Below are 12168 nucleotides of genomic sequence, written 5' to 3' on the forward strand. Positions count from 1 at the left end.
TCCTATCCTTCCGGTCTGGAAATCTCTTTCAAAAACATCAGCAAGAACTTGCTGTCGTTGATCACGTAACGCCGGAACATCCGCTTGGGATCCATGATCAGCCGGTAAAACCACTCGAGATTCGCTTTCTGCAGCAGCAAGGGAGCCCTCTTCTGAACGCCGGCAATATAGTCGATCGCTCCGCCGACCCCCATCATCACGTTCACGTTCAATTCGTTTTTATGCTTGAATATCCATAGCTCTTGCTTGGGAGCACCCAGAGCGACCAGCAAAATGTGCGGCTGCGCGCGGTTGATGTTATCGACGATGATCCGGTTTCGCTCCGGGCTTTCCAACTCGGAAGGGGAAGGAGAATGGTATCCCGCGATAAGGGCTTCCCCCCATAACTCCCGTACTTTCCTGAGAGCGGTCTCCACCACGCCCGGCTGACAACCCAGAATGTACACGCTCGTTTGCTTCTCCCGGCTTCGCCTCAGAATCTCAACCGTTAAATCCGCGCCGGTCACCCGTTCCGCGATCGGGGGAACCCCCTTTTTCCACTTGGAGGTCAGCACGATCGGGAAACCGTCGGCTACTTTGTAGTCCGATTCGGTCAACGCTTGTTCGAAAAGCGGATTCCGACTCGCGATGACCAGATGGTCGACATTGACGGTATGAAAAACTTTTTTCTCCGATCTCCTTACGGTGTCGTAAACGAGAGCCAGCGTTTCGTCCCGGGTCGAGGTTAAGAAGTCGATTGCGTAAAGGTTGCAGAGCGCATTCCTCATGCCCTCTCTCCTTCCCTGTTCACCAAATTCACGGCGAGACCGGCCGACAGCATGAAGAGTACGTTGGCATGCGGAGTAAACGCGTTTTCTTGAAAAATCGAGCCGATGAACAAGCTGAAAGCGGCAGCGCTCATCATATACGCGAAAGCCCTTTGGAGCGGATCGGATACCCTTCCCGCCTTCTTGTATAAAGAAAAGCTCACGCCCATGAAAAACAAAGTCATCAGAAGCAAACCGGGAATTCCCAGTTGATAGGTCATGCTCGCGAGCGCGCTTTCGCCACCCGAACCGAGCCAGTCGACCCCGGAGCCTCCGAGTACCCTCGAATAGTTCCCTCCCACGCCGATTCCATTGCCGAGCGGGTAATCGAATACATTCGAGAACACGGAGGCGATGGCGACGAAATGATTATCCGCGGAACCCGAAATGAAGCTTTTCGTCCCTCTGTAGGCAAGGAAAACGAGAAAGGCGGCAACTCCGCATGTTTTCCAATACGCCTTGTCTGGAAACCGGAGGAAGACCACCGTGGCGCAGCATGTGATCGCGAATGCGAGAATGCCGCCCTTGCCGAACGTAAGGAGGAAAGCTCCCGCATTGAAGACGAGCAGTGCCGCCAGCAGCGGTTTTTTGGAAGCGGACATCCACGTTTTCACAAACAGCAGGCTTGCGGGAATCACGTAGAAATAGCTCAGATTCACCGGTTCCATGTAGAAGGACACTAATCTCCGCGGCTGGAAATGCCCCAGCACGGTATACCACATGAGCGGCAGGCCGTTCCGAACCAGTTCGTGATACCGCTCGCCGGTCTTCTCCATATAAAGCCGGCTTACGTGAAAAACTTCTTCCCAGAAACGGTTGGTGAAGAACGTCAGCTCAATCAGGCCGAAGAACGATAAGGCGCACATGGCGGCCGTCAGGAAGTAAAAATAGTGCTTGAAGTTCCCCGGCCTCAGGTCGACGATTCTGCCGATCCCGTACAAGACAAACAGCATGACGAAGTTTCTTATGTACGCTAAGGAAACATTGAGCGGGGCATCCGTCAGGACAAAGCTCACGAGGACCCACCCTAAAAAAAACAAGATTACCCATTCGTGCATGGCGATTCCGGATAAAGAAAGCTTCACCGCGTTTCCTTTTTTGAGGAGGAGAAACGCGAACGCGATTCCCGACACAAGCTCCTTGGTCAGCAGAAGCAGCAATTCATTCACGCTATGTTCGGAATGGACCCAGTTGCCTCCGACTCCGATCACGAAATATTGAACCATGACGACGAAAATGAGGAGCAAGACGTTCAAGAAGGGGTAGTTGAGGGAGAACGTAAACGTACAGCAAAGAACCATGACCGCGAACGAAACGATGCCCAGATAAACAAGGGAACTCGATAAAGCCTGCGACAGGAGCAGCAAGGACATCAGCGCCATGGCCGAGAAGACGAAGATGACCATCGCGTGATGACCGGAACCCGTTTGCAGCCGGTGTTCCAATCCCTTATTCCTCCGCGCCGTAATATTCGTAATAGTAGTTGTTCGGATCGCGCTTCTTGTCGTTGATGACAACGCCGAGAATTTTCGACTTTACGTAATCCAAGCTGTTTTTCGCCTTCAAGGCGGTTTGTTGTTTCGTTTTCTCCGCGCGGACGACAAGGACAACCCCGTCGCAATACGAGGAAATGATGATGCCGTCCGGCACGACGAGCAGAGGCGGGGTATCGATAAAAAGGTAATCGAAGTGGTTCAGCAACTCTTTGATGAGGTCTCGCATCTTATTGGAGCCGGCGATTTCCGAAGGATTCGGCGGTATGGGACCTGAAGTCAGGACGGAGAGACGATCGACAAACGTGGGATGGATGGCTTCGTTCCACTCTTTCTGGCCGGACACGACGCTGGACACGCCGACGCGGTTGGAAAGATGGAACAGATGGTGCAAGCTCGGCTTGCGCAAATCGCAATCGATCAGCAGGACTTTCTTGCCATCTTGCGCGTAGGCCACGGCCAGATTGGAGATCGTCGTCGTTTTGCCGTCCCCGGCTTGGGAAGAAGTCACCATGATGACGCGGTTCTGATTGTCGATCGAGGTGAACTGGATATTGGTGCGCAGCGTGCGGTAAGCCTTCGAGATCGGGGAAGTCGGGTTCGCATGCGTAATCAGCCGATTCCCGCTCCCAGCCGATCTTGACCTGCGCTTATTTCGCCTCAACATAGGATTTTTCACCTGCCAGCAGGGATGGTTTGGGCGTCACGTATAGGTTGGACTTCGGATCCCCTTCGCGTATTCGGCCGATGACGGCCAAGGTCGGCAGCTTCAGCACTTGCTCGACTTGCGCTTCATCCGCAATGGAATCATTCAGATAATCCAAGAGCCAGATGAGGCCCACACCGAAAATCAAAGAGATGACCAAGCTGATGGATACGTTCAGGAACAGATTGGGCGATATGGGGCCTTTGTCGCCGTCGACCTTCGCTTCGTTCAAAATCGTCACGTTATCGACGTTCATGATTTTCGGAATTTCTTCTTTGAACACGGTGGAAATGGTATTCGCCAATCGGGCGGCCTTGACGTAGGAATCTTCCACGACGGACAACGTCATCACTTGCGAATCGTTTGCCGAACTGACGGTTACGCTGTCGATCAACTCGTCGGCCGTCACCCCGAGATTCGGGAATCGGCTGGCGACTTTCTCCATGATCGCGGTCGATTTAATGATTTCCTTATAGGAATTGATCAACATGACGTTCGTATTGACCGAGTTCCAGTCGATCGTTTGAATTCCGTCTCCGTAAGCGCGGGATTGGTTCACGATCAGCTTCGTCGAGGCTTCATAGGACGGAGAAATCAACAGCGCGGTGCAAATGCCCGTTCCGGCCGTCGCGATCGCGACGATTCCAAGCAGCAGCCCTAGTTTGTTTCTTATCAAATCCAGGTAGTGTTTTAATTCCACCCGTTACCCTCCTGTCATGAAGATGAAGATTCGATCAATAACCGCTTGATTTCGTCATGGATTCGTTCGCGCTCCTGATCGCTCACCAGAAAGTAATACACGCCGTTGATCATCGTTCCGCGGCCTTTGATTTCGGTGCTTTCGATTTCGGAAATCCGGGTTCGGTACTTCATGATCAAATCTTGCATTTGATCGAACGTGAGGTTGGTTCGGACATGATTCTCGACGTTTTTCAGCAAGTCAGGCAGCTGCCATAGGCGATCCCACTGTTTGGCCCGGCGGAGGACATCGGCCACGATTTGCCTCTGCCGCTCGTTGCGGCCGAAATCGCCGCGGGGATCGTCATAACGCATCCGGGAATACTTCAGCGCCTGTTCCCCGTTGAGATGCTGCCTTCCTTCCGGGAAGAAGAATCCCTCATAGGAGAACGGGAACTGATTGTCGACTTCTACTCCCTCCAGGTCGTCGATCACGGTCTTGAACCCTTCCATGTTCACTTCCACGTAATAATCGATCGGCATGTCCAGGAAATGCTCCACCGTCTCCATCGACCCTTCGATCCCGTCGTAAGCGTAAGCATGGTTGATTTTGTCCTGCCTGCCTATGCTGGCGATTTCGGTTCTCGTATCTCGGGGAATATTGAACATCAGTACCTTCTCCAGCTTCGGATTCACGGTCACGATCAGAATCGTATCGGAGCGTCCCCTGTCCCCCCGCCGTTCATCCACGCCAAGCAGCATCACCGTAAACGGACTTAGCCGGCCCGTGTCGATCTTCTCCGGCAAACTCTGCACTTCTTTATCCTGGCTCCTATACTTCGGTTTGTCGGGAAGAGGCGCATATACTTGCTTCGCCGTATGCTTTAAGGAGAAATAGGAGTATCCTCCAAGACCGGCCATCCCCAGCAGGAGCAAAGCCGCCAAACCGGCGCTAATCCAAACCCATTTTTTCATGACGGTTAACCCTCTCCACTGGTCGATCCGGGAATGCCTTTCAGGAAAAAATCCGCCATTTCCGATTTCCGCGGCGAGCGGAAGCTGTTTCCCGGATCGGCAAGTTATGCAGCAATCTGTCCGCGTTCTCCTTCAGCGACTCCGCGAATCCCTTGCCGATTTCCTCCGCGGCGGATTGGTAAGCGGCTTTCAAATCGCAGCCGCGCCGCTCCGGATGATGGGCGTCCGAAGCCATCAGATGTATCGAACCGTCACGGCACATGCGCAGCGCGGTTCGTTTGACCAGGGGGCCGAATTTTCCCCGAAGCGAATGGCCGGTCACTTGACCAAGCGCTCCGCATTCCGTCATGGCCGCTAGCCGATCGGGATGAACGATGAAATCCGGATGCCGCTCGGGATGCGCGATGACGGGAACCAGACCGCGGATCTTCAGTTCATGGAACAACTCCCGCAGCTCGCTTGGATTCGAATCGGCGGAAAGCTCGATCAGCATATACCGGGTGGAAGCCAGCGTCAGCAGCTCGCCGGCGTCCCATTCGTCGATCAACCGTTTCGTAACGCGAATCTCGAGTCCGGGCAGCACTTGAAGGGAAAGTCCGGCTTCCCGGATTCGCGCATTCGCGGCTTCCACCGTTTCAATAACCCGCGTTGCGGATTGCAAATCATGCCCGTTCCGGTGATGAGGCGTCGCGATGACGGCCGTCACGCCTTGCTCCGCCGCTTGTTTCGCCAAGGCGAGAGATTCCTCCGGCGTTGCCGCTCCGTCGTCCAATCCGGGAAGCAGATGGCAGTGAATATCGATCATGGTCTCTCCGGTCACTCCAATCGAACGTCTGATACAATATGTATCAAACATTCTTGTGGTTTATGCTTCTTTTGTAGCTTGCAAATCGATTTGATGGACGAAGAGCCGGCCTTCGCCGGCCGGCTCTTCCCTGTTCCTATTTACCCGTAGACTCAACCATGGATTGCGCCACCCGGACCATGTCTTCCTGCGGCAAATCCGCCGTCGTGAGCCGGTATTCGACCCCGTCGTAGCTCCAGGTCAACGTCTGCGTCCCGTCGCCGGAGAGCAGCCCGACCGTGAACCCGAGATCCAGCACGATGCCTTCGCTGGCCGAAGCCGCTTGCGCTTTGGCGACCCGCTCCGTAATCGTGAAGTCGTACGTGCCGGTGTAGCGGATCATGACGCCCATCGTATCCCCGAGCTGCACGTCCTTCTGGTCGACGTACGTGACGCCTTGAGGCAGAGCATCGGGATCCGGCTCGATCACGGCAGGCAATTCCCCGGCGTCTGGAGCCGGAGCGGCCGCGCCTTCGTCTTTCGGAGCGGCGGAAGCTTCCCCCGTCTCGTCCTTGCCGGCTTGAGGCGAATCGGAGCCGGTCGTTTGCCCCATGTTGCTGGCCATATCGAACGCTTTGCCGTCGAATTTCTTTCCGAAATCGAAGCTGTCGAAATTGACCTCGACCATCAGATTGTTGTTCGTGTCCGTGACCTGGACTTGCTTCGGCGCGTAGTTGTCCTTGGCGAGCCAGATCTTCTGCCGGGCGAACGAACCGTTCTGGTAATTGCCGGCCATGACATCGAACACGTAGGCATCCTTATCCTTCGTGAATTGCCGCGAATTGTCCACCTTGATGCTCTGCACGAGCGTCTGGTACAGGTAGACCTGGCCTTGGTTGTCCGGCCAGTCGCTCTGGAACCGGTAGCTCTTGTTCAAGCTCGGCGTCAGGACGAACACGCCGTCGTCGTTGCGGAGCACGATCTGGGTAATGTCGCGTTTCTCGTTCGTGAGCGCGATCCGGTAAAACTTCGGCTTCTGGTACCACACTTCCACCTTGTAGTTCAGCGGCTGCTGCCCGGTATGCAGGGTCATCGTGCCGCTGGCTTGGTAGCTTTCCATTTTGTCCATCACTTTGTCCAGGTCCTTGACGATCGAAGTCGCGTCTTTGCTCCCGCATCCGGACAGGATAGCGGTCAACGCCAAGACAACGGCAACGATCCATGGGATCCGTCGACGCATTCGCTCCACCCCTCATCACATTGGTTAATCCATGGTTCATGTCTATGAGGGGACTTGGCCGATTATGCAGACTAGCATGACGAGCCTGACAAGCACGGCAAACCCGGGCCGAAGGGCGGATAGACCGACCCGGAGCAATTAAGGATGGCGCGAACTTCGCCGCCTGGTATATTCTTGTAACAGGAAATCCGCAGGTTGTTCTGCGGCAGGAGGCTCTCATCCCATGACCATCAAAGTGCTCATCGCGGACGACAACTCGTTCATTCGGGAGGGCATGAAAATCATCCTGTCCAGCTTCGGGGATTTCGAGGTGTCCGGCACGGTCTGTGACGGAGCGGAAGCGGTGGCGTTCTGCGAGAACAATGAGGTCGACGTGGCGCTGCTGGACGTGCGGATGCCGAACATGAACGGCGTCGAGGCGGCTCGCCTGCTGATGGAGCGTACGAAGGTCAAGCCGCTCATCCTCACCACCTTCGACGACGACGAATTCGTTTTGGAAGCCGTCAAAGCCGGGGTGAAGGGCTATTTGCTCAAAAACAACGATCCCGAAAGGATCCGCGACGCCATCAAGAGCGTGTACAACGACCATCACGTGCTGCAGGACGTCGTGCTGGACAAAATCAAATCGAATCTCCTGGCCGGCGGATCCAAACCGCCGGAGACGGCAGCGGCCGAGCCGCCTGCCCGATCGGCCTCCGAGCCCGTCCGTTCCGTCATGTCCGGGAAGATCGACCGGAGCTTGTTCACGGAGCGAGAGCTCGAGGTCATGGCGCAAATCGCGAGAGGGCTGTCCAACAAGGAAATTTCGAAGAAGCTGTTCCTCTCCGAAGGGACGACCGCCAACTACATTACTTCCATCCTGAACAAGACGGGCCTCGAGCACCGCACGCAAATCGCGATCTATTATTTGACGGGCGAAGTGCCGACGTCCGAAGAATAGGAGCGGAAAGGCGCATGGACGTTTGGCCGATCGGAAACAAGGCGGTTTTGCTGGGCTTTATCGCCCTGTCCGCGCATTATCGCGGCTATCCGCACGACGCTTGGCTCATTCTGGCATTCTTGCTGTACCTGAGCCTGAATATCGCGATTCCGCTGTTCCGGAGGACGGGACCGCAGCTGGCGCTTGCCGCGTTGTCGGCCGTGCTCGCCATCGCCTGCGCTTGGCGGCTCGATCCGCTCTTCGTGCTCGTTCTGCCCGTCAATCTGTACGAGCTGGCCGCCGCCTCGAAGAGAAGCGGGTGGCAGGCCTTTCTGACCGTGCTGCTGCCCGTGCCGTTCCTGCCGCATCCGCTGATTGCCCTGTATTTGACCTGCGCTTGCCTCAGCTTCCTGCTGCTCGCCTGTGCCGGCCATTACGCGGGCAGACTGGCGGCTCTGGAAGCGGAGCGGGAGAAGAACCGGGTAGATTTGCAGAAGCTGGCCAAGACGCTGAGCGAGAACGACGAATACATCCGCCAGTCCGAATACACGATCAAGCTGGAGGAACGGAACCGGCTGTCCCAGCAAATTCACGACGAGCTCGGCCACTCCATGGCCGGGGCGCTGATCCAGATGGAAGCCTCGCGGCGGATGCTGGCATCGGACCGGGACAAGGCGGCCGAACTGCTGGGCAACGCGATTTCGATTTCCAAAGAGGGGCTGGAGCGCATCCGGCTGACGCTCAAGGACTTAAAGCCGAAAGCGGAAGAGATCGGCATCAACCGGCTGCGGCTGTTCGCGGACGAGCTGTCGGCGAAACGGAACATCCCCGCGACGCTTAGCTACGAGGGGGACATCGACGTCATTACGCCGATCCAATGGAAGGTGATCCAGGAGAACGCGACCGAAGCCGTCACCAATACGCTCAAGTACGCGAAAGCGACGGCCATCCATATCGAAATCCGCGTGCTGAACAAATTCGTGAAAGCGGTCGTATCCGACAACGGGCAAGGCGCCGGCAAAATCGTGAAAGGTCTCGGCATCGTCGGCATGGAGGAGAGGGCGGCCTCCGCCGGCGGCATGGTCATCGTCGACGGATCCCGGGGCTTCAGCGTCACGACGCTCCTTCCCGTCGGGGAATGAGTTTTCTCATGCCCCGCCGTCATGAAGATTCTCATGCGCCAAGGATGAACTTATGCACTGACATAAGGGCGTCCTTTTTTATTACAATGCCATCAGAACGAACCGATTCCATGGGAGTGAAGAACGGATGAACGTACTCGAAATCCGCAATCTGACCAAAAAATTCGGCGATTTCGCCGCGGTCGACAATATGACGCTCAGCGTCCGCGAAGGAGAAATTTTCGGATTCCTGGGCGCCAACGGCGCGGGCAAAAGCACGACGATCAATATGATCGCCTCCCTGCTGCGGAGCACCAAAGGCGAAATCGATCTGCTCGGCCGCAGCATCTCCGCGAACGCAAGGTTCGCCAAGTCGAACATCGGCATCGTGCCCCAGGACATCGCCATTTACGAAGACATGACCGCTTACGAGAACGTCCGCTTTTTCGCGGGCCTGTACGGCCTCCGGGGAGAAACGCTGAAGGAGAGGACGGCGGAGGCTCTCGAGTTCGTCGGCCTGGGCGACAAGCACAAGAGCTACCCCAAGAACTTCTCGGGCGGCATGAAGCGGCGGCTCAACATCGCCTGCGCCATCGCCCACCGGCCGAAGCTGATCATCATGGACGAACCGACGGTCGGCATCGATCCGCAATCGCGCAACTATATTTTGAATTCCGTCAAGAAGCTGAACGAAATGGGCTCCACGATCATCTACACGAGCCATTACATGGAAGAAGTCGAGGAAATCTGCACCCGCATCGCCATCGTCGACCACGGCAAAATCATCGCGGACGGGACGAAGGAGCAGCTGAAATCGATCATCACCGATACGAAGGAAATCTGGATCGGCGTGCGGTCGGCCGAACCGGTGCAGGTCGAGGCGCTTAAAGCGATTCCGGGCGTCCTATCGGTCCGCGTTGAGGAGCAGACGGTCATGGTAAGCTCCAAAGCCGAAGTCGGCAACCTGAACCGGATCATCCAACAATTGATCAAAGACCAGGCGGAAATCCGCTCCGTGGAAGAACAGGCGCCGAACCTGGAAGCCGTGTTCCTGACGCTGACCGGCCGGAATTTGCGGGACTAAGGAGGGGGAAGTACGTTGAACGTTCTGAATATCGCGTGGAAAGAAATCAAGACGGGCTTGCGGGACACGAAAACGTTCCTGCTCATGCTCGCTTTCCCGATCGTCCTGATCCTCATTCTCGGCACGGCGCTGTCGGGCGCTTTCTCGACCTCGGTCAAGGTGGGCGACATGAAGTTGCTGTACCGCAGCGAAGTCACGAGTCCGCAGCTCGCGGAATATTGGAACGGTTTTCTGAAAGCGGCGGAAAGCCAGGGCATCCGGGCGGTTGCGGCCGAAGCCGGCGCGGACGGCCGCAAAGCCGTGCGGGATAACCGGTACACCGCGTACGCCGAGCTGGGCGATAACGGCATCCGGTTTTACGGCAGCAGCAAGGTCTCCATCGAGACCAACATCCTTCAAGGGATGCTCACCGTGTTCGCCGACCGCTATAACTTGGTTGCGGCGGCCGTGAAGGAAAATCCGGCGGCCGTACCCGGCATCGTCGCCGCCTGGACGGACGCCGGCGATTATGTCCGTGAGGCTTCGGTCGATCCCAAGCGCCAACCGGGCTCCATCGATTATTACGCGATGGCCATGACGACGATGTTTGCCCTGTATGCCGCTTTTTCCGCCACTTACTTGATCCAAGGCGAGCATGCCAGGAAAACGGCGATCCGCTTGTCGGCCGCGCCGGTCAGCCGGGCGGAAGTGTTCGCGGGCAAGATCGTCGGATGCACGTTCTACAACTTTCTGATCCTGCTGGCGGTCGTCCTGTTCAGCAAGCTCGCATTCGACGCCGATTGGGGCAGCCGCTTCGGCATCGTGCTGGCCGTCCTCGCGACCGAAGTGCTGCTCGCGATCTCCCTGGGCCTCGCCCTCGGTTACCTGCTCAAAGGAGAAGGATCGCGGTCGGTTCTCATGATCTTCCTGCAAATCGCTTCTTTCGCCGGAGGCGCCTACTTCCCGTTCGGCGAAACGGAAGGCGTCATCCATCTTCTGTTGAACCTCAATCCGCTGATGTGGGCCAACACGGCCCTGATGAAAGTCATCTACGAGAACGACGCGTTGGCAGCCCTGCCGGCGATCGGATTGAACGCGGCCGTCGCCGCCGCCTTCCTGATCCTGGCCGTGATCGCCATGCGCAAGAGGGAGGCGCTGTAACATGAAAGACCTGTTGTGGCTCATGAGAAAGATGTCGGTCAGCATGCTCCGCAAGAAAGCCGGGCTCCTGTTCCTCGTGCTTCCGATCGCCGGCGTGCTGCTGTCCATGCTCATCTACGGTTCTTCGAACGGAATGGACCTGCGCGTCGGCATCGTCAACCGGGACGGCGATGAAGCGGTCACCCGGGATGCTGTCGCGTTCGTCGAAGGGCTGGACCGGGTGAAAGTCGTCATGACGGACGAAGAAACTTTGAAAAAAGACATCTCGGAGGGCAAGCTGGACAGCGGGATCGTCTTCGGGCAAGGTTTCGCCGCCTCCGTGCGGGAAGGAAAACCGGAACGCCTCGACATCCTCTCCGTCAAGGGTGCCCAGGTGACGGCGTATGTCCGGGCGATGCTGAACAGCTTCGTCGGCAACGCCGCATCGATCGGTTCCGCAACGGACGGCGACGCGGCCGCTTTCGACCGGATCTATGCGGCTTACCGCGAGGGAGGCTTCCGGATGAAGACGGAGACGCTGGAGGACACGTCCAACCGCAAAGACGTAACCACCCAGTCGATGGGTTACCTGATCGCGTTCATGATGTTCTCCGCCGTCAACATGTCGGAGCTGATCCTGAAGGAGAAGGAGAACCGTACGTTCCTGCGCCTGCTGTCTTCGCCCGTCAGGGCCAGGACTTACGTGCTTGCCAACGTCACCTTGAACTTTATCATCCTGACGGTGCAGATCGTCGTGACCCTGATCTTCATGAAAACGATCCTCGGCATCGATTCCGGCATTCCCTACGGCTCCATGATCGCGTCGCTTCTGCTGTTCGCGCTGGCCTCCATCGGCCTCTCGCTCCTCATCGTCGCCTTCGCGAAGAGCAGCCCGATGGCGAACGCGCTGCAGAATCTGATCATTACGCCCACTTGCCTGCTCGCGGGATGTTATTTCCCCGCCGCCTTCATGCCGGATTCGGTCCGCAAGGTGGCGAACTTCATCCCGCAGCATTGGCTGCTGGATACGATCGACAAGCTTCAGAACGGCAGCTCCTTCGGAAGCCTGTATCTGAACCTCGGCATCCTGCTCGCCTTCACGGCCGCCTTCACGTTGATCGCCGTTTACCGGTTCGGCCGCAACAACGATACGAGAATGTTCGTGTGATCCATCGCCGATGAGGCGGGGCTGCTCCGAAAGCCAGGACTTGGCTCGGGAGCGGCCCCCTGTTCGTGTTTCGCA

At 56.9% G+C, this 12168-nt stretch carries 12 protein-coding genes; 5 read left to right on the top strand and 7 right to left on the bottom strand.

The window, feature by feature from the left end; translation table 11 throughout:
* Positions 1–2 precede the first annotated feature (2 nt).
* The 7 genes from GE107_RS13855 to GE107_RS13885 form a co-directional block, all read right to left on the bottom strand.
* Positions 3–767, bottom strand: coding sequence for a WecB/TagA/CpsF family glycosyltransferase (locus GE107_RS13855; protein WP_219640547.1), 765 nt, complete (start codon positions 765–767; stop codon positions 3–5).
* Entirely contained in the window at positions 764–2251 is a 1488-nt protein-coding gene (locus GE107_RS13860) for a hypothetical protein (RefSeq protein WP_219640548.1), read from the bottom strand. The genes GE107_RS13855 and GE107_RS13860 overlap by 4 nt, the downstream gene beginning before the upstream one ends.
* 4 nt (positions 2252–2255) lie before the next feature.
* On the bottom strand, positions 2256–2966 hold the full coding sequence (locus GE107_RS13865) for a CpsD/CapB family tyrosine-protein kinase (protein WP_219640549.1): 711 nt from the start codon (positions 2964–2966) through the stop codon (positions 2256–2258).
* Complete coding sequence (locus GE107_RS13870; protein ID WP_219640550.1) at positions 2950–3705, bottom strand: YveK family protein; 756 nt, start codon at positions 3703–3705, stop codon at positions 2950–2952. Before GE107_RS13870 ends, GE107_RS13865 begins: the two co-directional genes overlap by 17 nt.
* A 14-nt stretch (positions 3706–3719) precedes the next feature.
* A complete protein-coding gene (locus tag GE107_RS13875) occupies positions 3720–4658 on the bottom strand; it encodes an LCP family glycopolymer transferase (protein WP_219640551.1) in 939 nt (312 codons plus the stop codon).
* 40 nt (positions 4659–4698) lie between these two features.
* On the bottom strand, positions 4699–5463 hold the full coding sequence (locus GE107_RS13880) for a tyrosine-protein phosphatase (protein WP_219640552.1): 765 nt from the start codon (positions 5461–5463) through the stop codon (positions 4699–4701).
* A gap of 136 nt (positions 5464–5599) precedes the next feature.
* Positions 5600–6682 (bottom strand): outer membrane lipoprotein-sorting protein, encoded by a 1083-nt coding sequence (locus tag GE107_RS13885; protein ID WP_219640553.1) that lies wholly within the window; start codon positions 6680–6682, stop codon positions 5600–5602.
* 223 nt (positions 6683–6905) lie between these two features.
* Here GE107_RS13885 and GE107_RS13890 point away from each other — a divergent pair, with 223 nt between their 5' ends.
* From GE107_RS13890 to GE107_RS13910, 5 genes are all read left to right on the top strand, one after another.
* Positions 6906–7622 (top strand): response regulator transcription factor, encoded by a 717-nt coding sequence (locus GE107_RS13890; RefSeq protein ID WP_219640554.1) that lies wholly within the window; start codon positions 6906–6908, stop codon positions 7620–7622.
* Positions 7623–7636: 14 nt separating this feature from the next.
* A complete protein-coding gene (locus GE107_RS13895; protein WP_219640555.1) occupies positions 7637–8743 on the top strand; it encodes a sensor histidine kinase in 1107 nt (368 codons plus the stop codon).
* Between the two features lie 127 nt (positions 8744–8870).
* Complete coding sequence (locus tag GE107_RS13900; RefSeq protein WP_219640556.1) at positions 8871–9806, top strand: ABC transporter ATP-binding protein; 936 nt, start codon at positions 8871–8873, stop codon at positions 9804–9806.
* Between the two features lie 15 nt (positions 9807–9821).
* Entirely contained in the window at positions 9822–10946 is a 1125-nt protein-coding gene (locus GE107_RS13905; RefSeq protein ID WP_219640557.1) for an ABC transporter permease, read from the top strand.
* A 1-nt stretch (position 10947) separates the two neighbouring features.
* Positions 10948–12093 (top strand): ABC transporter permease, encoded by a 1146-nt coding sequence (locus GE107_RS13910; RefSeq protein ID WP_219640558.1) that lies wholly within the window; start codon positions 10948–10950, stop codon positions 12091–12093.
* The last annotated feature ends 75 nt before the right edge of the window (positions 12094–12168 follow it).

This window comes from Cohnella sp. CFH 77786 (genome assembly GCF_019400745.1).
Classification (GTDB): domain Bacteria; phylum Bacillota; class Bacilli; order Paenibacillales; family Paenibacillaceae; genus Cohnella.

Excerpts from the sequence above, each read along its gene's own strand:
- GE107_RS13875 (WP_219640551.1), bottom strand. The coding sequence starts at position 4,658 with ATGAAAAAATGGGTTTGGATTAGCGCCGGTTTGGCGGCTTTGCTCCTG.
- GE107_RS13895 (WP_219640555.1), top strand. The coding sequence starts at position 7,637 with ATGGACGTTTGGCCGATCGGAAACAAGGCGGTTTTGCTGGGCTTTATC.
- GE107_RS13865 (WP_219640549.1), bottom strand. The coding sequence starts at position 2,966 with ATGTTGAGGCGAAATAAGCGCAGGTCAAGATCGGCTGGGAGCGGGAAT.
- GE107_RS13880 (WP_219640552.1), bottom strand. The coding sequence starts at position 5,463 with ATGATCGATATTCACTGCCATCTGCTTCCCGGATTGGACGACGGAGCG.
- GE107_RS13910 (WP_219640558.1), top strand. The coding sequence starts at position 10,948 with ATGAAAGACCTGTTGTGGCTCATGAGAAAGATGTCGGTCAGCATGCTC.
- GE107_RS13900 (WP_219640556.1), top strand. The coding sequence starts at position 8,871 with ATGAACGTACTCGAAATCCGCAATCTGACCAAAAAATTCGGCGATTTC.
- GE107_RS13885 (WP_219640553.1), bottom strand. The coding sequence starts at position 6,682 with ATGCGTCGACGGATCCCATGGATCGTTGCCGTTGTCTTGGCGTTGACC.
- GE107_RS13855 (WP_219640547.1), bottom strand. The coding sequence starts at position 767 with ATGAGGAATGCGCTCTGCAACCTTTACGCAATCGACTTCTTAACCTCG.
- GE107_RS13890 (WP_219640554.1), top strand. The coding sequence starts at position 6,906 with ATGACCATCAAAGTGCTCATCGCGGACGACAACTCGTTCATTCGGGAG.